This is a genomic window from Bradyrhizobium sp. B117, from assembly GCF_038969555.1.
Classification (GTDB): domain Bacteria; phylum Pseudomonadota; class Alphaproteobacteria; order Rhizobiales; family Xanthobacteraceae; genus Bradyrhizobium.
Map to the genome: position 1 here is coordinate 9,057,573 of NZ_CP152414.1, position 22,134 is coordinate 9,079,706.

The window sequence follows — 22,134 nt, forward strand, 5'->3', positions numbered from 1 at the left end:
CATGCACAAGAAAGAATAGGCCCCGGCTCAGCGACGCAGCGTTTCACGCTGCATCGCGTCCGGGGCACGAGAGATCAGGCTTCGGCAGCTAACTTTAGTAGCGCCAGCGCGACGGCGGGGGACGACGCGCGGGACGCGACATCAGCAGCGCGAGTGCGAAGCCGATACCGCCGGCGACCAAGAGTGCGCCGAGCGGATTGTCCTGCACCTTCTTCGACAGCGCCTGTGTGCCATCGCGGAAGGTATCGCCGCTGTTCTCATAGGCGTCCTTGGCGTAGCCCGTCGCGGTGTCCGCGGCATCGCGCACGGCATCCTTGGCCTGGCCGTAGAGATTCTGCACCGTGCCCGCGGCTTCGCGCGCCTTGCCCGATGCCTGCGTCTTGGCGTCGCCTGCCATGTCTCCGACTGCGCCTTCCGCGCGTCCGGCATATTCCTTCGCCGATCCGACAATCCGATCCGTGTCCATGATGCTCCTCCTCAGGGGTCAGCCCAAGTAACCGATCAGGCGCGACGGGGTTCCAGCGGGGCTAGAGAATGAGTCCCCCATCGACGACCAGCGTCTGGCCGATGATGTAGGACGACAGCGGCGAGGCCAGGAACAGCGCGGCGCCCGCCATGTCGGCCGGCGTGCCCAATCGCCGCAGCGGAATGCGCAAAAGTGCACCTTCGAGCCGCTTGGGATTGTCGGTCGTCACTTTCGTCATCTTGGTGTCGACGAGGCCCGGCGCGATGCCGTTGACGCGGATGCCGTCCTCGGCCCACGCCTCGCCGAGCGTGCGCGTCAATCCGACCGCGCCGGTCTTCGAGGCGTTGTAGGCGGGATTGCCCATGGTGGAGTGATAGGCCGCGGTCGAGGACACCATGATCAGCGCGCCCTTGGCATCCCGCAACATGGAATGGAATCGCGTTGCGCAAGCCATCAGGCTCATCAGATTGACCTCGACGACCCTACGGAAGCCGCTCATCTCGAACTCGCCGCGACGGTAGATCACCGCGCCCTGCGCGAGCACCAGGATATCGAGCCGGTCGAAGGACGGCGTGAACGCCTCGATCGCACCGGCATTGCTGACGTCGAGCTGCGCGTAGGCAAGACCGGTGAGATCGGAGCCTTCCGCCGCCGAATATTCCGTTGCGTGAGCACGCGTGCCGCAGACCGCTACGCTAGCGCCCCTGGCACGAAACGCTTGCGCGATGCCGTTGCCGATGCCGCTGGAACCGCCGACGACCAGCACCTGCTTGCCTGAGAAATCGAGCTCGTTCGCCATCGCGGCCTCCCTTCTTGTTTTGCTTGTTTGACCTGTCTGCGGATCGATGCCAGCCTTGTCAATCATAACAACAAGCAAGACGCCGCGAGGAAACAGCATGACCGAGTCTAGAGAGCTCAGCCGGTCGGTGAAGGGCCTGACCGTTATCGTCACCGGTGCGGCCAGCGGCATGGGGCGCGCGACCGCGCGCGTGTTTGCGACCGAGGGCGCGAACGTTGCCGTCACCGATCATGACGAGCAAGGTGCGCTATCCGTTGCCAAGGAGATCGCGGCGAGCGGCGGCGCGGCGAAGGGGTGGAAGCTCGACGTCGCCGATGCCGGCGAGATCAAGCGCGTGGTCGGTGACGTAGCCGCGTATTTCGGCGGGATCGACATCATCGTCAACAATGCCGGCATCTCCGTGCGCGTCGCAATCGACGACGAGCGCCTGGGCCAAGGGCATCGCCGTGATGCTGACAGCGCATCCGCGCATCATCCGCGCCGCGCTGCCGCATTTGCGCAAGTCGAAGAGCCCGCGCATCGTCAACATCGCCTCGACCGAGGCGCTCGGCGCCACCGCGCTGCACAGCCCCTATTCGGCGGCGAAGGGCGGCGTGGCGAGCCTCACGCGCTCGCTCGCGGTCGAGCTCGGCCGCGAGGGCATCACGGTCAACTGCATCTGCCCGGGGCCGATCCGTACCGCGATCACCGATCGCATCTCGGAGGAGCACAAGACCATCTACGCCAAGCGCCGCACGGCACTCGGCCGCTACGGCGACCCCGAAGAGGTCGCGCATATGACGCTGAGCCTGTGCCTGCCGGCGGCGTCGTTCCTGACCGGTGCAGTGATTCCGGTCGATGGTGGGTTGATGGCGCGGAATGCGTGAGAGCCATGCGCGCCGCGCGTTGACAACTCCGAGTGCAGGAGTAGCTTTTTCACTGACAGAGCGGGACCAACCGCTCGCAGCCCGCGGGAGAAAACGCCATGACGATTGCCATCCGGCAGCTTCAGAAGCATTTTGTCGGCGAGGTTTCCGGCCTCGACCTGCAAAAGCCGCTCACACCGGATGAGGCGCGCGAGGTCGAGGCCGCCATGGACAAATATGCGGTGCTCGTCTTCCACGATCAGGACATCACCGACGAGCAGCAGATGGCGTTCGCGCTCAACTTCGGCCAGCGCGAGGATGCGCGCGGCGGCACCGTGACGAAGGAAAAAGACTACCGTCTCCAGTCCGGCCTCAACGACGTCTCCAATCTCGGCAAGGACGGCAAGCCGCTGGCGAAGGACAGCCGCACGCATCTGTTCAATCTCGGCAACTGCCTGTGGCATTCCGACAGCTCGTTCCGGCCGATCCCGGCAAAATTCTCGCTGCTCTCGGCGCGCGTGGTCAACCCGAAGGGCGGCAACACCGAATTCGCCGACATGCGCGCGGCCTACGACGCGCTCGACGACGAGACCAAGGCGGAGCTCGAGGACCTCGTCTGCGAGCACTCGCTGATGTATTCGCGGGGATCGCTCGGCTTCACCGAGTACACCGACGACGAGAAGGAGATGTTCAAGCCGGTGCTGCAACGGCTGGTGCGCACCCATCCGGTGCATCGCCGCAAGTCGCTGTATCTGTCATCGCACGCCGGCAAGGTGGTCGGCATGAGCATGCCGGAAGGACGCCTGCTGCTGCGCGATCTCAACGAGCATGCGACGCAAGCAGAGTTCGTCTATGTCCACAAATGGAGGCTGCATGACCTCGTGATGTGGGACAACCGCCAGACCATGCATCGCGTCCGCCGCTACGACCAGTCCCAGCCCCGCGACATGCGCCGGGCGACGGTGGCGGGGACCGAGCCGACGGTGCAACAGCAGGCGGCGGAGTAGCGAACATACTCCGCTGTCGTCCCGGACAAGCGAAGCGCGATCCGGGACCCATAACCACAGGGAGGGGTTTGGCGAAGGCACGGAGTTACCAGCCTGCGCAACAACTCCTCCCTGGGGTTGTGGGTCCCCGCTTTCGCGCGCTTTCGCGGGGACGACACCGAGGGTGGAGCGCGACTGCGCCAGCCTACGCGTGCCCGGCCTCGTTCGAGAGCATCCCGGGGTCGATGCCGATCTTGCGCAGGGCCCGGCCGTATTTCTCTTCGACGTCGTCGCCGAAGATCAGGTCGGCATCCGCGTCGCAATGCAGCCAGCCATTGCTCTGGATCTCGGTCTCGAGCTGGCCCGGCGCCCAGCCGGCATAGCCGAGCGCGAGGATGGCGTGCTTGGGACCGGAGCCGTTGGCGATCGCGCGCAGGATGTCGACGGTCGCGGTGAGGCAGACACCGTCGTCGATGCGCAGCGTCGCCTTCTCGATGTAGAAGTCGCTGGAATGCAGCACGAAGCCGCGGCCGGTGTCGACGGGACCGCCCTGCAATACCTTCATGGTTTCGGCATTCCCGGGCAGCTTGATGTGCTCGCCCTTCTTGATGATGCCGAGCTGCTGCAAGAGCTCGGGAAAATCGATGCTGCCGGCCGGCTGGTTGACGATGATGCCCATCGCGCCCTCGGCCGAATGGGCGCAGAGATAGATCACCGAGCGTTCGAAGCGAGAGTCACCCATCACGGGCATTGCGATCAGGAGCCGGCCGTCGAGGTATCCGGCCGAGCTGGGGAGCGCAGGGCCTGCGCTGCGGGTGCCTTCCCCCGTCCTCTTGCCTGTAGGAGCCATGGTGAAGCACTCCGGTTTCAATTCCTATCCTGATGTCGGGCCGGGCCGCTGTCAAATCAAGGCTTGCAGAGACTTGGTTCGAGTGCATCCATCACAAGCAATTCAATGGTTTGGCCCAGGGTGACCCTGTAAAGACGTGACATGCTGACAAGAGTTCCCCCGCGTGCGGCGTTTGGCGTCGCGACAACCTTGCTTGCGTCGTCGCTGGCGTTTGCTGCCCATGCCGATGACGCCTCGCCCTGGCAGCGCGACGGACATTCCGCGGTGCGGCTGGTCGCGGGCTCGCGCAGCGGCGCGGTGCTGCTCGGCGGTATCGCCTTCCAGATCCAGCCCGGCTGGAAGACCTATTGGCGCATGCCGGGCGATTCCGGGGTACCGCCGCGGTTCGACTTCTCGAAGTCGAATAATGTCGAGGCGGTGACTGTGATGTGGCCGGCGCCGCAAAAATTCGCCGACGGCGCGGGCGGCCATTCGATCGGCTATCACGACCAGATCGTGCTGCCCTTACGCATCGTGCCCAAGGCCGCCGACAAGCCGGTGACCTTGCGCGCCGAGATCAACTACGCCGTGTGCGAGAAGCTCTGCATTCCCGTCGAGGCCAGCGCCGAGCTCGGCTTCAACAACGTCGCCTCGACCGAGGACGCGAACCTGCGCGCTGCGCTCGACACGGTGCCGAAGCCGGCCAATATCGGCGATCCCAATCCGCTGACCATCCGCGACGTCAAGCGCGACGGACCGAAGAACGTGGTGGTCGACGTGGTCGTGCCTGACAGCCGCAACGTCAACCTGTTCGTGGAAGGGCCGACGCCGGACTGGGCCTTGCCGATTCCGGCCCCGGTCGACCATGCACCGCCGGGCGTGAAGCGATTTACCTTCGAGCTCGACGGACTGCCGCCGGGCGCCAAGGTCGAGGGCGCAGCGTTGAAGTTCACGCTGGTTGGGCCGGAGAAGTCGTACGAGTTCAACACGAACCTGGAATGATGCTTCCCGATCGCCCCCGCCCCCGCGCATGATGCACACGAGAACGTGTACTCGAGAAGGCGCAGACGTCAGGCTCTGACGCTCAAGCGGAAATCTCACGATCAGCCAGAGCATTACCGTTCCTGGACCCAGAGCAGTCCCAATTTTGGCGATGCGCAAGCAGCATGGTCAGTCTCGCGAGCGTCGTATAGGCTCTCCCAGACGTGGCATTCAGCGCCACGTCAAACCACAAGGAGCAAGCCATGATGAATCGATGGATTCTTGGCGCGGCCGTGGTTGCGGCATCCGCCCTGTTCAGTTCTGCCGCACCAGCGCAGTGGGCCCAATCCAATCCGGATCTCTGCCAAGCTGAATTCGCCAACTGCACGGGTCTTGGAACCGGCAGTACCCCAACCGGCCCCCGGTATCGGCAAGTATCTCGTCGAGCGGCGTATCAACAGCCGGCGCCAGTAACCGGTCCCCTCGGCGGCACGGCCTATCCCGGCAGCTGGGGCAATTCCTACGCGATGTACGGCGGCGGCGGCGAGTACGGCTGGAACGGCAGCTGGTCTACATATGCCGCCCGCAACGGCATCGTCTGCAAGCCCGGCACCTATTACAAGGGTGCCGACGGTCTCCGGCATCTCTGCCAATAACCCATCCGCTCTGAGGCTACATCAGGCGGCCCCAAAGGGCCGCCTGTTTCATGCTGGACCGTGGTTCTCGTCCTGAGTGGGCCAACGTGGAGGCGGCCAGGCGCTTGTCTTCCAGCGATGGTCGCTGGCCCCTCTCGGCACAGCGCTCACCTCATACGCGCCCTGACCACCACGCCAGTTCATGAGCACGCGCCCTAGGCCGGGACAACATCGTTGACCCAACCGTATCTTAACGAATGGTTGCTAGGTCAATGGCTGCCGCAGCATGCGGAACGCTTGGTGCGGGACGCTTGCTACGGGACGCTTGGGGATCTCGACGTGGCCGTGATGGATGCAGAGCCAGCAACGACCGGACCGGCCGGACTGATCGCGCGGCTGCGCGGCAAGCTGTCGGGCGGATCGAGCGAGGCGTCGCTGACGCGGCGGCTGGCGGGCACCATCTTCATCATCCGCGTCATCAGCGCCGGCCTTGCCTATGTCTCGCAGGTGCTTCTGGCGCGCTGGATGGGGACCTCCGACTACGGCATCTACGTCTATGTCTGGACCTGGGTGCTGCTGCTCGGCAGCATGATGGATTTCGGCATATCCGCCTCCGCGCAGAAGATCATTCCGGAGTACCGCACCAGCGGCGAGCATGCGCTGCTGCGCGGCTTCCTCTCCGGCAGCCGCTGGCTCACCTTTGCGGTGTCGGCGCTGGTGTCGCTGGCCCTTGCCGGCATCGTCAGGCTGCTGTCGCCCTGGATCGACCCGGCCGAGGAGTTGCCGCTCTATATCGGCTGCATGACGCTGCCCGCCTTCGTCGTCGCCAACACCCAGGACGGCATCGCGCGCTCGCATGACTGGATGCAACTCGGGCTGATGCCGCAATTCATCATCCGCCAGGCGTTGATCATCGGCATCACGGCCGCGGCGTTCCTGCTCGGCTATCATCTCGGCGCGGTCGCGGCGATGGTCGCAAGCCTCGGTGCGGTGTGGATCGCGATGACCGGACAGATGGTGGTGCTGAACCGCAAGCTCGCCGGTCACGTCGAGCCGGGCCCCAAGGCCTACGACATCAGCGGCTGGCTCGCGGTGTCGCTGCCGATCCTGCTGGTCGAGAGTTTTTATCTGCTACTGTCCTACACCGACGTTCTGGTGCTGCAGCAATTTCGTCCATCCGACGAGGTCGGCGTCTATTTCGCTGTTGTGAAGACGCTGGCGCTGGTCTCCTTCATCCACTACGCGATGTCGGCGACGACGGCGCATCGGTTCGCCGAGTACAACGCACTCGGCGACAAGGCGCGGCTGTCGGCTTACGTCGCGCATGCCATCAACTGGACGTTCTGGCCCTCGCTGGCGGCAACCATCGTGCTGCTCGCGCTCGGCAGGCCGCTGCTCTGGCTGTTCGGGCCGCAGTTCGTGGTCGGCTACGACATCATGTTCGTCGCCGCGATCGGCCTCGTGGTGCGCGCCGCGATCGGCCCGGTCGAGCGGCTGCTCAACATGCTCGGCCAGCAGAAGATCTGCGCCCTCGCCTACGCGCTGGCCTTCGTGATGAATCTCGTGCTCTGCATCTCGCTGGTGCCGCGCTACGGCGGCCACGGCGCTGCGGCAGCAACCTCGATCTCGCTCACCTTCGAGACGGTGCTGCTGTTCTGGATTGTGCGGCAGCGGCTGGGGCTGCACGTGCTGGCGTTTGGAAAATAGGCGCCGCGCGCCTGCCGGTGCGAGGGAACGGCCATTTCGCGGCACGCGTGCCGCGGAGGTGAAACTCCTACCATCTCCCGCCCCGCAGAACGATTTTTCTTATTCCATCCAAGCAGTTGCGCCCTAGGGAAAGTTTATTCTACGTCATATTCCCCAACTGACGAGATAAACCTAGATTCACCCGACATGATCGATCCGCTCTATGTCGCCTCCGGTTTCGGCGTCGGCCTGCTTGTCGGGATGACCGGCGTGGGGGGCGGCTCGTTGATGACGCCGCTCCTGATCCTGCTGTTCGGCATCCATCCCTCGACCGCCGTCGGCACCGACCTGCTCTATGCCGCCGCCACCAAGACCGGCGGCAGCGTGGTGCATGGCTGGTCGCGCAGCGTGCACTGGCCGGCGGTGCTGCGGCTCGCCTGCGGCAGCATTCCGGCGAGCGCGCTGACGCTGCTGGTGCTGTGGAAGCTCGACCTCAAAAGCGATTCCGAGCGCAGCCTCGTCAACGTCGTGCTGTGCTTTGCGCTGCTGCTGACCGCGACCTCGCTGATCTTCCGCAAATCGATCATGGAGCGCTACCGCAAGCGCCTCGAAGGCGTTGACGAGCGCACCACCGCGATCGCGACCGTCGTCACCGGCATCGTGCTCGGCGTGCTGGTCTCGATCTCGTCCGTCGGCGCCGGGGCGGTCGGCGTGACCGTGCTGCTGCTGCTCTACCCGCGGCTACCGATGGCGACCATCGTCGGCTCCGACATCGCCCATGCGGTGCCCCTGACGCTGGTCGCGGGCGCCGGGCACTGGCTGCTCGGCTCGGTCGACTGGGGCCTGATGGGTGTTCTGCTGCTGGGCTCGCTGCCGGGCATCATCCTCGGCAGCTACAGCGCGACCCGCGTGCCCGAGACGGTGCTGCGCGCCGCGCTCGCCTGCGTCCTCGTCGTGGTCGCCGGCAAGATCATGTTCGCGGAGCTGAACCTGTCGTCGGCGATCGTAACGGCCCTGGCCTGGAGCCATTGAGCGCGAGGCTTGCGCCTCGTTGTTGCTCTCGTAGGGTGGGCAAAGCGAAAGCGTGCCCACCATCTCTCTCCATCAGACAAAGCGGTGGGCACGGCGCTGACGCGCCTTTGCCCACCCTACGGCACTCGTTCCGGAACCGTTACTCCGCGGTCCAGCCGCCGTCGATCGACAGATTGGTGCCGGTGATCTGCGCGGCGTCGTCGCTGCACAGGAACAGGGCGAGCGCGGCGACCTGCTCGGAGGTGACGAACTCCTTGGTCGGCTGCGCGTCGAGCAGCACGTCGTTGATGACCTGCTCGCGCGTGAGGTTGCGGGCCTTCATGGTGTCGGGGATCTGTTTCTCCACCAGCGGCGTCCAGACATAGCCGGGGCTGATGCAGTTGCAGGTGATCTTGTGGGTCGCCACTTCGAGCGCAACGGTCTTGGTGAGACCGTTGATGCCGTGCTTGGCCGACACGTAGGCCGACTTGAAGGGCGAGGCGACCAGCGAGTGCGCCGAGGCGGTGTTGATGATGCGGCCCCAGCCCTTCTTCTTCATGCCGGGAACGGCGGCGCGGATGGCATGGAAGGCCGAGGACAGGTTGATCGCGATGATCTGGTCCCACTTCTCGGGCGGGAACTCCTCGATCGGCGAGACGAACTGGATGCCGGCATTGTTGACGAGGATGTCGACCGAGCCAAAGGTCTTCTCGCCGAGCGCGATCATGCCGGCAATCTCGGCCGGCTTGGTCATGTCGGCAGGCGAATAGACCGCCTTCACGCCGAAATCGGACTCGATCTTCGAACGCTCCTTCTCGATGTCTTCAGGGGAGCCGAAGCCGTTGATGACGACATTGGCGCCGGCGCCGGCGAAGGCGCGCGCATACGCAAGCCCGATACCGCTGGTCGAACCGGTCACGACGGCGTTCTTGCCTGAGAGAGTACCCATCTTATTCGCTCCTTTTTGCCGGGGGCGCGGTGACGTCCCCCGTGAGATCGTAGGTCACCATGGTCTCGCCGGACTGCGGCTTCTCCAGCCAATCCTTGTGGCGCATCGACAGATGCACGTCGCGCACGCCGGCTTCCCAATGCTCGACCATGGCGACGTGCGAGAAGTCGTAATCCTTGGACGAGGATTCGTAGTTCTTGCTGCGATAGATCAGATGCACCACGGTGACGGTACTCTCACGTGCCGCCTTCGCAAGGAATTCGACGGAAGGATCGTTCTTGAGATAATCGGGCAATTTGGAAATCAGGTCGCGCACCGCCCTGCGGGCGTTGTGGATCTGCTTGTTCTTGTCGGTGTTCATCCGCGTGCGGCTGGAGAAGCGGATGTCCTTCTCGCGCTCGGTGGCCTCGAGCAGCGAATTCGGCAGGTCGCCGCGGGCGCTGAACAGGTCGACCTGGAAGATCAGCATGTCGCGCACGAGCTCGGCATCGAGCACGAAGTCGAGCGGGGTGTTGGAGGCGATGCCGCCGTCCCAGTAATGCTCGCCGTCGATGACGACAGACGGAAAGCCGGGCGGCAGCGCGCCGGAGGCCATGATGTGCTCGGGGCCGATTTTCTTGCCGAGCTTCTTGAACTCGTAATTGTCGAAATATTTGAAGTTGCCGGAGGTGACGCCGACGGCGCCGACCGACAGGCGCGTCTTGAGGTCGTTGATGCGGTCGAAATCGACCAGACGCTCCAGCGTCTTCTTCAGCGGCGCGGTGTCGTAATAGCTTTCGGCTTCGCGATGGCCCGGCGGCCAGAGTGGCGCGGGCGGCACGCGCGGGACGAAGAAGCCGGGCACGCCGAAGGTCGCGATCAACGCGGCGCTGGTCGAGTTGAACAGCTCGCGGCTGTGATCGCTCTTGCCGATCGGTTTCCACGGCACCGGCGCGGAAACCATCTCCCAGAATTCCTTCAACCGCTTGACGCGGATGTGCCCCTCGTTGCCGGCGATGATGGCGGCGTTGACGGCGCCGATCGAGATGCCGGCGACCCATTCCGGCTCGAAACCGTAGCCGCACAGCGCCTGATAGGCGCCGGCCTGGTACGAGCCGAGGGCGCCGCCGCCCTGGAGGACCAGGACACGTTGCGCATTCGCGGGGACGCTGGCGGATTCCGGGCTATGGTCGGTCATACGAGAACAATAGCAAAAGGCGAGCCACCGTGGCGACAGTTTCGCCACCGCGTCAATGCATCCCGGGATCAAGTCTGGCTTATCGGTCCGTCGAGGCCAGGATCATGGTCCAGAACACCTTGTATTTGGTGCCCGGAGCATAGCTCGCCGCTATGCCCAATTTTGTGACACCGTTCTTGAGCATGTTGGCACGGTGCGGAGGCGAGTCGCGCCAGCCGGAAAACGCTTCCGCCAGCGTATGATAGCCGGCCGAGATGTTCTCGACCGCCACGGTCGCGGGGTAGCCGCCGGCGGTCAGCCGCTTGGCCAGCGGAGCGCGCACGTCGTGGTCCATCTTGTTAGCCGCCGCCATGGCCTGGGACTGGGATTCGGCAAGCAGCATCAAATCGGGATCGACCACAACCGTGCCGAGCATGTTGTTCTGGCGGTATTGCGAGATCATGATCGCGGCCGCCTGGGCATCGAGCTTGGAGCCGGGAACGGCCATGTCGGCATACATCGACGGCTGCTGGACCGGCGCCTCATTGCCGGCGCAACCGGCGAGAAGCAAAAGGATGAGAATTGCGGCCGCAGCGCGCATGGATCGGGGCCCCCAAATGAGGGGCCGTTGTTGCATACCAACCGTGGCTGAAAGGTGAATTTTCCGCCAACGACACGTAATTAATTGAAATGTTGGGTACAATCGCGATCCAACAGGATCAAAACTCTCCTGATCGGAGCTGCCGATCCTTAGGCTTCAAATTTGACGCTATAAGTATCCTTGTCCTCTTCGCCGAATCCATCCACCCAGGATTTCACGCAACTAGCGAACGCTGCGCGAGCCGAATCGAAGGCCGCGACCGACAATTCTTCCACGGTCGAAATTATGTCCGGATCACTTTGAATTTGCATGTGATCCAGATCCTCACAGGCCGGCATTCGGACATGCAAACAGGTATAGGGCGCCTCTCTGCGTTGCTGACCGACACTAGCGATCTTTTCGTGCCAGACTGGGCATTGCGTCAAATCATTGCTCGTCTCTTCGACAATTCCGTCGTGAGGCCGTTCAAATCTGATCCCGAAGAATGGATAGATTGCGCTCAAGGCCTCGCTTCCAACCGCGAGCACGCCAAACAATTTAGAGCGGCCGCCACGAAAGTACTCCACGATCCCTTGATCTTTATGAAACACCAATCCCGGAATTGAGACGTAGCATACCTCTCGAGCATTCGATGCTCCCTCCCTGGAGTACCCGCGAAGAATCTTGCTGGCACGCGTGAGATCGGCGATTCCTGACACCCGAGGGAATAGAGCGAAGACAACGCCCAACTGCTCCTGAATGGCGCCCGATAGCAAACCAAGCTGCGCCAAGCGGACGGCGCCCGAATTCGGGGTGCCAAGAAGAAAGACGAGCCTGACGAAGGACAGCCGACTACGGACCACGGCCAACCGCGATACGAGGCCGCCCATACTATGCGCGATAATGACAACTCGGCAGCCTGCACCGAAATTCGTTGTGAGCAGCGAAGCGAAACGCTCTCCATTCGATTCGAGCGAGTCGTAGAAATCATAGTCGTAGTACCAAAACTCAACCCGTCGACGCACCAGCTCCGGCGCTGTGCTCAAGTCCCTGAACATCTGCTCGAACGTGGCCACGGACGAAAAAATCCCGTGAATAAACACTATGGCAAAGCGGTGCTCCTGTTTGGCCAGGTTGGCATCGGGCGCATCGTGCAGCGAATGCATGTGATCGCGTATCCAAGCCATCAGTGCACCTTCTCGGCCAGGCCAACCACGCAAACACGCATCTCGGCGGTCCCTGTTGTCGCGAAGCTCTCAAGATAGCCAAAGCAGTTCACCCTAAATTCAACGGCCCCGGACTTCGTTCGCTTAAACGCCACACACGGGAGAGCCAGAGTGGACCACGAATGATTTGCGCTGAGTCTAAGCTGCATGATCAGGCTCAATCGTCGTTCATCAAACCCGACCCAATCGCTTGTGAACTTTTGTGGAATTCTGAAGTGAAGAAATTCGATTGCACCTCCCTCCGCACGAACAACCGATGGTGCCGCGCCGGGTCTCAGAGCCATCTTCGGCGAAACCAGGAGCATCTCCTGACCTGGGCCTAGCCTAATATCCACGTCAGGCGCCTGCGGCGTCCATGCCTCGGTAGACAAGGGAACCCGAGGAATATCTCCAACAGTACAGGAAGACGACGAGAGGACCGATGTCACAGGTGGGCTCGACGTCGTTAGCTGGCCGAGCGTGATCGAGTCAGGATTATTTGGCAGCGAGGATTGAGCCGACGCAATGAATTCCTTTAATCCAACCTGTTCGGCCGCTGCGAAAAACTCCGCGTCCGTCGGAGCCGACGCAAATGCATTTAGCAAGAGATATCGAAATCGCGCACGGAGGTAAGAATGTTGTTGAAGGCGGGCCAGCGTTTGAAATTGGCCGTGGGTTGAAAAAACCTGCTTTGCCGCGTGCCATCCATCTTGGTCCTTCATCTTGTCAGCAGGCACTGAGGCTTCGAAAAGCGTCTGCAAGTAGAGCAGCGCAGATAGTATCGGAAGATCTTGCCCATTCTTGTAAAGCTCGGACTCCTTGAAGAAAGGGCTCACATGATAACGGTAGTTGGATGTCGCAATATCGCGAGAGCCGGATGTGGGGTCTATTAGCTCGGTAACTCCGTCGTCGACGAGAGAAAGTGTCCTCGCTGGGACAACGCCTCCCACACGCAAGGATCTCTCGTAGACCCGTTGGGACGCCTCGCTACGGATTTCCCAACGAAAGCAGTCTGCGTCAGGAACAGCTTTGAGCAAAGCTTCGAATACGGCCGGGGTTTGCGTGTCCGTACCTGAGTGAACGAGGTCAATGTCCGCAGCGAAGGGGGTCAGCTCAAATAGATCGAGCGGCTTATCGACCTGGCTCTGAAACTTCAACCGAACGCAACGAAACGCGACCCCGCCGTAGAGGCGAAAGTCGATTGAGAACTGCCGAGCAACGGCACCAAGATAGCTTAACTGCTCAATGTCTGAAATGTATGCCATGGAAGCGAACCTGGCATCAAAGTTGCGGAAACAATAAATCGCAATTACAATCTATAGTATATCACTCGCAAGTGCGCTCGCAACAGTGCCGTTCCTGGCCCGCAAACAGCCGGAGGCAGGTCTATCCGAGGGAGCGGACGTCATACGAAACGACGAGCACTACCCGCCAAATATCCGGTAACGCCTCAGCTCGAGGCCGATAGTGTCGCCGGCGCGGAGTTCCTTGTCGCGGGGGGCATCGATCTCGATGGTTTCGCCGCCTGACAAGGCGACCTCCGCCCGCTGCACCGGGCCGAAATTGCGGACGTGCTGGACCGCGCCCTCGAAAGCGCCGCTGCCGGGTGGGCCGACCAGCATGTCATGTCGCCGCACGAACAGTTTTGACGCGCCAGGCGCAAGCCCGTCCGCCGCAAGCGGAAGCTGCCGGTCGCCAAGCCGGATCACACCGCCGTCGACATGCACCGGCAGCTCGATGGATTCGCCGATGAAGCCGTGGACGAAGGCGGTCGCCGGCGTCTCATAGACGTCGTCGGGCGAACCGATCTGCTCGATCTTCCCCTTGTCCATCACCACGACGCGGTTGGCGACCTCGAGCGCCTCCTCCTGGTCGTGGGTGACGAAGATCGAGGTGACGTTGATCTCGTGATGCAGTGAGCGGAGCCACCTTCGCAGTTCTTTCCGCACCTTGGCGTCGAGCGCGCCGAAGGGCTCGTCGAGCAGGAGGATGCGCGGCTCGATTGCAAGCGCGCGGGCGAGCGCGATGCGCTGGCGCTGGCCGCCGGAGAGCTGGCTCGGATAGCGATCGGCCAGCCAGTCGAGCTGCACGAGGTCGAGCAGCTCCTTGACCCGCGCACGGATAGTCGCCTCGTCCTTGCGGACCGCACGGGGCTGTACGCGCAGGCCAAAGGCGACGTTCTCGAACACGCTCATGTGGCGGAACAGCGCGTAATGCTGGAACACGAAGCCGACGTGCCGCTCGCGCGCGCCCTGCGCCAGCGCGTCCTCGCCGTTGAAGGAGACTTCGCCGGAGTCGGGCCAGTCGAGGCCTGCGATGATCCGCAGCAAGGTGGTCTTGCCGGAGCCGGAAGGGCCGAGCAGCGCCAGCAACTCGCCATTGTCGACCCTGAGGTCGACGCCATCGAGCGCGGCAAAGCTGCCGAACTTCTTGACGAGATTTTTGACTTCAATGGTCATTGACGTCGTGTCCTTCGTCGAGGTGACGTTCGAGAATTGTCTTGGCGATCAGCGTGATCAGCGCCAGCATCGCGAGCAGCGAGGCGATCGCGAAGGCCGCGACGAACTGGTACTCGTTGTAGAGAATCTCGACCAGCAGCGGCATGGTGTTGGTCTCGCCGCGGATATGGCCGGAGACGACGGAGACCGCGCCGAACTCGCCCATCGCGCGGGCATTGCAGAGCAGGACGCCGTAGAGCACGCCCCATTTGATGTTGGGCAGCGTGACGCGGAAGAAGGTCTGCAAGCCCGAGGCGCCGAGCGAGATCGCCGCCTCCTCTTCCTGCGTGCCCTGCTCCTGCATCAACGGGATCAGCGCGCGCGCCACGAACGGGAAGGTGACGAAGGTGGTGGCGAGCGCGATGCCGGGCACCGCGAACAGGATCTGGATGTCGTGATCCCTGAGCCAGCTGCCGAAATAGCCCTGCGCGCCGAACAGCAGCACGAAGACCAGGCCGGAGATCACCGGACTCACCGAGAACGGCAAGTCGATCAGCGTGATCAGGAAGGTCTTGCCCGGGAAATCGAACTTTGCAATCGCCCATGCCGCGACGAGGCCGAATACGAGATTGAGGCCGACCGAGATCGCCGCGACGATCAACGTCAGCTTGATCGCCGCCATCGCCTCCGGCTCGGCGAGCGCGGCGAAATAAGCAAGGACGCCTCGCGAGAACGCCTGCGCGAACACCACGACCAGCGGCAGCACGACGAAGACGGAAAGGAACAGCACCGCCAGCGAGATGATGATGGCGCGCACCGCGCGCGGCTCGGTCCGCAGGCTGTCGCGTGCCGCGGCCGCGTGGGCACGCGCGCGCGCATCGGGCGACGTCAGCGACACGGTGTCTGCGATCTGCATCGTCATCGGATCCCCCTCAGCGCGCCGGAATCCGGCTCTGCGCCCAGCGCTGGAGCCGGTTGACGGCGAAGATGACGACGAAGGAGACGACGAGCATGACCACCGCAATCGCGGTCGCGTCGGCGTAGCGGAATTCGGAGAGCCGGATCACGATCAAGAGCGGCGCGATCTCGGAGACGTTGGGCAGATTGCCGGCGATGAAGATCACCGAGCCGTATTCACCGACCGCGCGGGCAAAGGCGAGCGCAAGTCCCGTCAGCAGCGCCGGCGCGAGCGAGGGCAGGATCACGCGGATGATGGTCTGCCAGCGGCTGGCCCCCAGGCTGCCCGCGGCCTCCTCGATCTCGGGATCGAGATCCTGGAGCACTGGCTGCACCGTGCGCACCACGAACGGAATACCGATGAAGATCATAGCGACGAAGATGCCGACCGGCGTGAATGCCACCTTGATACCGAGCGCGGCGAGCGGCGCGCCCAGCCAGCCCTTCTCGGCGAACAGCGCGGTCAGCGCGACACCGGCAACCGCCGTGGGCAGCGCGAAGGGCACATCGACGATGGCATCGAAGATGCGCCGGCCGGGAAACCGATAGCGGACCAGCGCCCAGACGATGATGCTGCCCATGATGAGGTTGACGCAGGCCGCCGCGAAGGCGAGGCCGAACGAGACCCGGAGCGCATTCAGGGTGCGGCGACTGGAGAGGATGTTCCAGAATTGCTCGGGACTGAGCTCGAGCGATCTCAGGAACAGGCCGGCGAGCGGAATCAGGATGATCACGGACAGCCAGGTCAGCGTCAGTCCCATCGTGAGACCGAAGCCCGGCAATGTCCGGCGTCGTGCTGCGAGTGCGCTCACCAGGCCCCCTGTTAAAGCCCCTTCGACAGCGCCCGATCAGTTCTTGTAGATCTGATCAAAGACGCCGCCGTCGGCAAAATGTTCCTTCTGCGCCTTGGTCCAGCCGCCGAAAACGTCGTCGATCGTGAACAGCTCGACCTTGGCGAAAGAGTTTTCGTGCTTTTTGGCGATCTCGGGATCGCGCGGCCGGTAAAAATTGCGCGCGGCGATCTCCTGACCTTCCTTGGTGTACCAGTACTGGAGGTAGGCATCGGCGGCGTTGCGGGTGCCTTTTTTGTCGGCAACCTTGTCGACGATCGCGACCGGCGGCTCGGCGAGGATCGATTGCGGCGGCGCCACGATCTCGAATTTCTCCGGACCGAATTCCTTGAGCGCAAGGAATGCCTCGTTCTCCCAGGCGAGCAGCACGTCGCCGACGCCGCGCTCGACGAAGGTCACGGTGGCGCCGCGCGCGCCGGTATCGAGCACCGGCACCTGCTGATAGAGTTTGCCGATGAAGTCCTTGGCCTTGTCGGCCGAGCCGTACTTCTTCTGGGCAAAGCCCCAGGCCGCCAGGTAATTCCAGCGCGCCCCGCCCGACGTCTTCGGGTTCGGCGTGATCACGGCAACGCCGGATTTAAGCAGATCGTCCCAGTCCTTGATGCCCTTGGGATTGCCCTTGCGCACCAGGAATACGATGGTCGAGGTATAGGGTGATGAATTCTGCGGCAGACGCTTCTGCCAGTCAGCCGCGGTGAGGCCTTTGCCGGCGATGGCATCGATGTCATAGGCGAGCGCGAGCGTCACCACGTCGGCTTGCAACCCGTCGATCACCGCGCGCGCCTGCGAGCCGCTGCCGCCATGCGACTGCTTGATCTCGACGCTCTTGCCGGTCTCCTTCTGATAGGCGGTCGCGAACGCCTTGTTGAACTCGGCATAGAGCTCGCGCGTCGGATCGTACGACACGTTCAAAAGATTGATGTCAGCGGCGAGAGCCGAGCTTGCCACGAGACTCGATACGAGCAGTCCTGCAGCGAGCGGAACGATACGGCGCATCATGTCCATCTCCATTCACTTCGACGACGCCAATGTCAGCGAAGGCATGCAGCGAAACTCGTGGCGAAACGCGCTCAAGTCAACGGAACCGGATTTTCTTGTTCGCAGCGTGGCAGATCGACTGTGCTACGAAGTCTTCATCGTGTGGATGCCGCATTCTGTCTTGGCGCGGCCACGCCAACGACCCGCGCGCTCATCCTCGCCCTCGGCCGTTCTGCTCGTGCAAGGCATACACCCGACCGAGCGAAAACCGGACGCCGCAAGTGGGTGACGCGGCAATTTGGCGCGGACGAAAATCGCTTCGAGTTCCTCGCGCGAGACATTGGCAAACGGATTGAACTTCAACCGCGCGCCATCGTCTTCTACAACCGGAATGTCGGCGCGCGCATTGCCCTGAAAGCGCTTGCGCCCGTTGAGCCAGGCATCGAACGGTTTCAGCGCGCGCGCCAGCGGTTCCACCTTGCGGATGCGGCAGCAGGCGTCGGGATCGGAGAACCAGAGCTCGCGCTCGGGATCCTCGCGCGACAGCGCTTCCTCCGCCGGCTTGATCGAGCGGACGTCCTTGAGGCCCAGCGTTTCGATCAGCGTGTCGCGATAGGCCAGCGTCTCCTCGAACAGCCAGCCGGTGTCGAGAAAGATCACGGGGATGGCGGGATCGACGTCCGCCATCACCTTGAGCAGCGTCGCCGATTCCGTGCCGAACGACGACACCAGCGCGAGCTTGTCGCGCCCGACCGTCTTCAGCGCCGCCGCGATGATTTCCGCGGGCGAGGCATCGCGCAAGGCGCGATTGAGCTCTTCCGCCGAGGGCAGCGCAGAGACGGATGAGACCTGAGGCGCGATCGCGTTCACGTACCGACACCTTCGGAGTGACGCAGCTGCATGCGCCGATGCAGCGCCGTGATGCGGCCGTCGCCGGTCGGCTGGTAGAACACCGAATAGCGCTTGGCGGTCTGCATGAAGGCTTCCGCATCGGCCTGCTTCTTGACCTCGAAGGAATCGAAGCCGGCGCGCAGCATGAACACGAACTGGTCGCGCAGGATCTGTCCGGTCGCGCGCAGTTCGCCGCGGTAATTGTAGCGCTCGCGCAGCAGGCGTGCCTGACTGTAGGCGCGCCCGTCGCGGAAGGTCGGGAACACCAGCGCAACCGCGGCGACCTTACCGAGATACGGCACCAGCTCGTCGATGTCGCGGTTGTTCGGCCAGATCACGCCGACCTTGCCGGCACGCTTGAGCAACGTTTCGGCGTCGCCGAGGAAGCGCTCGGCCGGCACCAGGATGTCGCCGCTCTCGGGCAGCGGCGTGTCGACGGCAAGCTTGACGAAGCTGTCGTCGGCGATCTTTCCGCCGTTAACGAGTGGCATAGACGCGCTCCTTGAAGGGTTCGACGCCGAGGCGCTTCACGGTGTCCATGAACAGCTCTTCGGGCCGCTCGCGCAGCGCGAGATAGGCTTCCACGATGTCCTCGACGACGTCGGCGACCTCGTCGAACTTGACGCCGGGACCGATCAGGGTGCCGAGCGCAGCGTTCTCGTCGGCACGGCCGCCGATGGTGATCTGGTAGACCTCCTCGCCGTTCTTCTCGACGCCGAGAATGCCGATGTGGCCGACATGGTGATGGCCGCAGGCATTGATGCAGCCGGAGATGTTGATGTGGAGCCGGCCGATCAAATTGGCGAGCTCATGGTTGGCGAAGCGCCGCGTCAACTCCTGCGCGATCGGGATCGAACGTGCATTCGCCAGCGAGCAATAGTCGAGCCCCGGGCAGGCGATGATGTCGGTGATCAGATTGACGTTCGGCGTCGCAAGGCCGAGCTTGTCGAGCGCCTTCCACAGCGCCGGCAAATCGCGCTTGGCGACGTGCGGCAGCGCCAGGTTCTGCTCGTGGCCGACGCGGATCTCGCCGAAGGAATATTTATCGGCGAGGTCGGCGAGCGCATCCATCTGCTCGGCCGTGGCATCGCCCGGAGGCCCGCCGGTCGGCTTCAGCGAGATCGTGACGATGGAATAGCCCTGCACCTTGTGCGGAGCCACCGAGTTCTTGCGCCACGCCTCGAAATCGGGATCGGCCGCGGCCTGGCGCAGCTCGTCCGGCATGTGCGGCAGCTTCTCATAGGCGGGATAGGTGAAGCGCGAGCGGATGTCCTCGATCACCTCGTCGTCGATCTGGAGCGAGGAGTTGCGGATATGCTGCCACTCGTCCTCGACCTCGCGCGAGAATTTCTCGATCCCGAGCTCGTGCACCAGGATCTTGATGCGCGCCTTGTAGATGTTGTCGCGGCGGCCGTACTGATTGTAGACGCGCAGGATCGCCTCGATGTAGCTGAGGATATCGCGGCCATGCACGAAGTGCTTGATGGTCTTGGCGATGAATGGCGTGCGGCCAAGGCCGCCACCGACCAGAACCTCGAAGCCGGTCTCGCCCTTCTCGTTCTTGATCAGGCGCAGACCGATGTCGTGGATCCTGATCGCGGCGCGGTCATGGTCCGACGCGGTGATCGCGATCTTGAACTTGCGCGGCAGGAACGAGAATTCCGGATGCAGCGTGGTGTGCTGGCGGATCAGCTCCGACCAGATGCGCGGGTCCTCGATCTCGCCCGGCGCGACGCCGGCCCACTGGTCCGAGGTGACGTTGCGCATGTTGTTGCCGGAGGTCTGCATCGCATGGATGCCGACCTGGGCAAGATCTTCAAGCGCATCCGGCAGCTCGGCGAGCTTGATCCAGTTGAACTGGATGTTCTGCCGCGTGGTGAAATGGCCGTAGCCGCGATCGTATTTGCGCGCGACATGGGCGAGCGCACGCAACTGGTTCGTCGCCAGCGTGCCATAGGGGATCGCGACGCGGAACATGTAGGCGTGCAGTTGCAGATAGACGCCGTTCTGCAGTCGCAGGATCTTGAACTCGTCTTCGGTGAGCTCGCCCGAGAGGCGGCGCTTCACCTGGTCGCGGAACTCCGAGACGCGCTCGTTGACGAGCGTGCGGTCGATTTCGTCGTAAGCATACATAAGAAAGCGCCTTAAGCCTGGGCCGACGACCCGATGGTCACACCGGTGCGGCGGATCTGTTCGCGCAGGTTGCCGGGTTCGATCTTGCCGTCTGCGCCGACCTGCACCGGGGCGATATAGGGGCCGATGGCGCCGACGTCATCGGCCACCGACTCCGCAAGCAACGCTTTGGCCTCGTCGGAGTTGCGCACGATCGCGGCTTCCGAGAGGTCGGCGGACCAGCTCTTGGCGGCGGTGCGGTAGACCACGATGCCGTCCCAGGTGCGGTTGGCGGTCACGACCGAGGGGCCGGCGATCTTGATCTTCTTCTGTTCGAGCGGGGAGGTCATTCGGCTGCATCCAATAGGTCAGAGATGATTTGTTTCGGGGTTTGACGGCGAAGCGAGCCGGCATGCCGGACCACGTCGCCGATGATGAGGATGGCGGGACCGCCATGGGTTCGTCGCACGAGCTCGGGCAGATCGCGGAGCGTGCCGATCGCGCCTTGCGCGTCCGGCCGCGTGACGCGGGCGAAGACGCCGACCGGCGTTTCCGGCGAGCGGCCGGCGGCGAACAGGCCCTCGCGGATCGCGGGCGCGGCGGTCATGCCCATGTAGACCACGACGGTCATCCTGGTGTCGGTCAGCGTCGACCAGTCCACGGCTTCCGCATCGCGCGCCTTGTGCGCGGTGAGGAAGGTGATGCGGGTTGCTTCGTGACGGAAGGTGAGCGGCACCTCGAAATCGGCGGCGCCGCCGAGCCCCGCCGTGATGCCGGGAATGATGGAGTAGGCGACACCGGCGGCACGCAGGGCCTCGACCTCTTCGCCGCCGCGGCCAAACACGAAGGGATCACCGCCCTTGAGCCGCACCACGCGCTGGCCGGATTGCGCGGCCTCGATCATGCGCTTGTTGATGGCGTCCTGGCCGATGCCGGGCTTGCCGACGCGGCGGCCGACCGCAACGCGCGTGGTGTCGCGGCGGATGCGATCGAGGATTTCGGGCGAGACCAGCTCGTCATGGAAGACGATATCTGCGTCCTGCAAGGCGCGCAGCGCCTTGATGGTGAGGAGATCGGGATCGCCGGGGCCGGCGCCGACCAGCGCGACAGAGCCTTCCGGCTTGTCCGCGCGCGCAAATGCCGACGGATCAGAAATGGACTTGAGCGCCGCGTCCGCCTCGCCCTTGCGGCCAGCGAGCACCGAAGCGCCGATCGGACCGTCGATGACGCGCTCCCAGAAGCGGCGGCGCAGCGGAAACTCGGCGATGCGCTCATTGATCGATTTGCGGAAGGTGCCGATGAACTCGGCAAGCTCGCCGATGCGCGCCGGCAGCAGCGCCTCGATCTTCTCACGCACGCGCCGCGCCACCACCGGTGACGTTCCGCCGGTGCCGACCGCGACCACGACATCGCCGCGGTCGACGATGGCCGGGAAGATGAAGCTCGAATGTTCCAGATCGTCCATGACGTTGACGGGCAGGCCGAGCGCCTTGGCGCGGGCCGACATGGCGACGCCGACATCACCCGCACCGGCGCAGACGATCGCAATGACGCCGGCGAGATCGGCGGTCAGGGGATCGCCGCTGGCGAATTCAACGCGCGCCGCGTCCTCGGAGCCGAGGCCGAGGTCATGATTGCCGTCGATCGCATGCACGCGGATGCGCGCGCCGGCAGCGGCGAGCACGCGCAATTTTGCGCGCAAAAGCTCACCCGCACCGATGAGGACCACCGGACCGGCCTTGAGATCGAGAAACACCGGCAAGAACCGCATGCGATACT

At 63.6% G+C, this 22,134-nt stretch carries 22 protein-coding genes and 1 pseudogene; 6 read left to right on the forward strand and 17 right to left on the reverse strand.

From position 1 onward, the window contains the following. Positions 1-94 precede the first annotated feature (94 nt). Together AAFG16_RS43060 and AAFG16_RS43065 are read right to left on the reverse strand one after the other, a co-directional pair. Entirely contained in the window at positions 95-466 is a 372-nt protein-coding gene (locus tag AAFG16_RS43060) for a CsbD family protein (RefSeq protein WP_027561150.1), read from the reverse strand. A 61-nt stretch (positions 467-527) separates the two neighbouring features. Then, entirely contained in the window at positions 528-1,265 is a 738-nt protein-coding gene (locus AAFG16_RS43065; protein ID WP_342735064.1) for an SDR family oxidoreductase, read from the reverse strand. 97 nt (positions 1,266-1,362) lie between these two features. Between AAFG16_RS43065 and AAFG16_RS43070 the strand changes: the two are divergent. Beyond that, positions 1,363-2,131: pseudogene (locus tag AAFG16_RS43070) on the forward strand (SDR family NAD(P)-dependent oxidoreductase). Positions 2,132-2,229: 98 nt separating this feature from the next. Then, positions 2,230-3,117, forward strand: coding sequence for a TauD/TfdA family dioxygenase (locus AAFG16_RS43075; protein WP_342735066.1), 888 nt, complete (start codon positions 2,230-2,232; stop codon positions 3,115-3,117). Between the two features lie 184 nt (positions 3,118-3,301). Here the strand turns inward: AAFG16_RS43075 and AAFG16_RS43080 are convergent, their stop codons facing one another. Further along, positions 3,302-3,946, reverse strand: a complete 645-nt coding sequence (locus tag AAFG16_RS43080; protein ID WP_283082240.1) for a YqgE/AlgH family protein — start codon at positions 3,944-3,946, stop codon at positions 3,302-3,304. Between the two features lie 141 nt (positions 3,947-4,087). Here AAFG16_RS43080 and AAFG16_RS43085 point away from each other — a divergent pair, with 141 nt between their 5' ends. The 4 genes from AAFG16_RS43085 (at position 4,088) to AAFG16_RS43100 (ending at position 8,259) form a co-directional block, all read left to right on the forward strand. Further along, a complete protein-coding gene (locus tag AAFG16_RS43085; protein WP_283082241.1) occupies positions 4,088-4,927 on the forward strand; it encodes a protein-disulfide reductase DsbD domain-containing protein in 840 nt (279 codons plus the stop codon). Positions 4,928-5,169: 242 nt separating this feature from the next. Then, positions 5,170-5,562 carry a hypothetical protein gene (locus tag AAFG16_RS43090; protein WP_283082242.1) on the forward strand — a complete coding sequence of 131 codons (393 nt, stop codon included), beginning with the start codon at positions 5,170-5,172 and terminating at the stop codon, positions 5,560-5,562. A 327-nt stretch (positions 5,563-5,889) separates the two neighbouring features. Continuing rightward, positions 5,890-7,248, forward strand: coding sequence for a flippase (locus tag AAFG16_RS43095; protein ID WP_342741074.1), 1,359 nt, complete (start codon positions 5,890-5,892; stop codon positions 7,246-7,248). Positions 7,249-7,434: 186 nt separating this feature from the next. Further along, entirely contained in the window at positions 7,435-8,259 is an 825-nt protein-coding gene (locus AAFG16_RS43100) for a sulfite exporter TauE/SafE family protein (protein ID WP_342735069.1), read from the forward strand. Positions 8,260-8,398: 139 nt separating this feature from the next. Here the strand turns inward: AAFG16_RS43100 and AAFG16_RS43105 are convergent, their stop codons facing one another. The 14 genes from AAFG16_RS43105 to cysG all read right to left on the reverse strand — a co-directional run bounded on the left by AAFG16_RS43105 (position 8,399) and on the right by cysG (position 22,126). Then, on the reverse strand, positions 8,399-9,187 hold the full coding sequence (locus AAFG16_RS43105) for a 3-hydroxybutyrate dehydrogenase (RefSeq protein WP_283082245.1): 789 nt from the start codon (positions 9,185-9,187) through the stop codon (positions 8,399-8,401). Position 9,188: 1 nt separating this feature from the next. After that, positions 9,189-10,364, reverse strand: coding sequence for a patatin-like phospholipase family protein (locus AAFG16_RS43110; RefSeq protein WP_342735072.1), 1,176 nt, complete (start codon positions 10,362-10,364; stop codon positions 9,189-9,191). A 79-nt stretch (positions 10,365-10,443) separates the two neighbouring features. Beyond that, a complete protein-coding gene (locus AAFG16_RS43115; RefSeq protein WP_283082247.1) occupies positions 10,444-10,944 on the reverse strand; it encodes a CAP domain-containing protein in 501 nt (166 codons plus the stop codon). Positions 10,945-11,093: 149 nt separating this feature from the next. Beyond that, positions 11,094-12,089 (reverse strand): hypothetical protein, encoded by a 996-nt coding sequence (locus tag AAFG16_RS43120; protein WP_342735074.1) that lies wholly within the window; start codon positions 12,087-12,089, stop codon positions 11,094-11,096. 20 nt (positions 12,090-12,109) lie between these two features. Then, the gene (locus AAFG16_RS43125; protein WP_342735076.1) at positions 12,110-13,393 is read right to left on the reverse strand and encodes a hypothetical protein; all 1,284 of its coding nucleotides are present in this window, start codon (positions 13,391-13,393) and stop codon (positions 12,110-12,112) included. 159 nt (positions 13,394-13,552) lie between these two features. Then, on the reverse strand, positions 13,553-14,587 hold the full coding sequence (locus AAFG16_RS43130) for a sulfate ABC transporter ATP-binding protein (protein ID WP_342735078.1): 1,035 nt from the start codon (positions 14,585-14,587) through the stop codon (positions 13,553-13,555). Beyond that, a complete protein-coding gene (gene cysW, locus AAFG16_RS43135) occupies positions 14,577-15,488 on the reverse strand; it encodes a sulfate ABC transporter permease subunit CysW (protein ID WP_283082249.1) in 912 nt (303 codons plus the stop codon). The genes AAFG16_RS43130 and cysW overlap by 11 nt, the downstream gene beginning before the upstream one ends. 10 nt (positions 15,489-15,498) lie before the next feature. Beyond that, positions 15,499-16,284: a sulfate ABC transporter permease subunit CysT gene (cysT, locus tag AAFG16_RS43140; RefSeq protein WP_342741075.1), complete on the reverse strand. Its 786-nt coding sequence runs from the start codon at positions 16,282-16,284 to the stop codon at positions 15,499-15,501. A gap of 87 nt (positions 16,285-16,371) precedes the next feature. Then, positions 16,372-17,373, reverse strand: coding sequence for a sulfate ABC transporter substrate-binding protein (locus AAFG16_RS43145; RefSeq protein WP_283082250.1), 1,002 nt, complete (start codon positions 17,371-17,373; stop codon positions 16,372-16,374). 123 nt (positions 17,374-17,496) lie between these two features. Next, on the reverse strand, positions 17,497-18,222 hold the full coding sequence (locus AAFG16_RS43150; protein WP_342735081.1) for a phosphoadenylyl-sulfate reductase: 726 nt from the start codon (positions 18,220-18,222) through the stop codon (positions 17,497-17,499). After that, positions 18,219-18,734 carry a DUF934 domain-containing protein gene (locus AAFG16_RS43155; RefSeq protein WP_283082252.1) on the reverse strand — a complete coding sequence of 172 codons (516 nt, stop codon included), beginning with the start codon at positions 18,732-18,734 and terminating at the stop codon, positions 18,219-18,221. The genes AAFG16_RS43150 and AAFG16_RS43155 overlap by 4 nt, the downstream gene beginning before the upstream one ends. Continuing rightward, entirely contained in the window at positions 18,721-20,376 is a 1,656-nt protein-coding gene (locus AAFG16_RS43160) for a nitrite/sulfite reductase (protein WP_342735083.1), read from the reverse strand. Before AAFG16_RS43160 ends, AAFG16_RS43155 begins: the two co-directional genes overlap by 14 nt. An 11-nt stretch (positions 20,377-20,387) precedes the next feature. Next, positions 20,388-20,705, reverse strand: coding sequence for a DUF2849 domain-containing protein (locus tag AAFG16_RS43165; protein ID WP_092216576.1), 318 nt, complete (start codon positions 20,703-20,705; stop codon positions 20,388-20,390). After that, a complete protein-coding gene (gene cysG / locus AAFG16_RS43170; protein WP_342735085.1) occupies positions 20,702-22,126 on the reverse strand; it encodes a siroheme synthase CysG in 1,425 nt (474 codons plus the stop codon). Before cysG ends, AAFG16_RS43165 begins: the two co-directional genes overlap by 4 nt. Between the last annotated feature and the right edge of the window lie 8 nt (positions 22,127-22,134).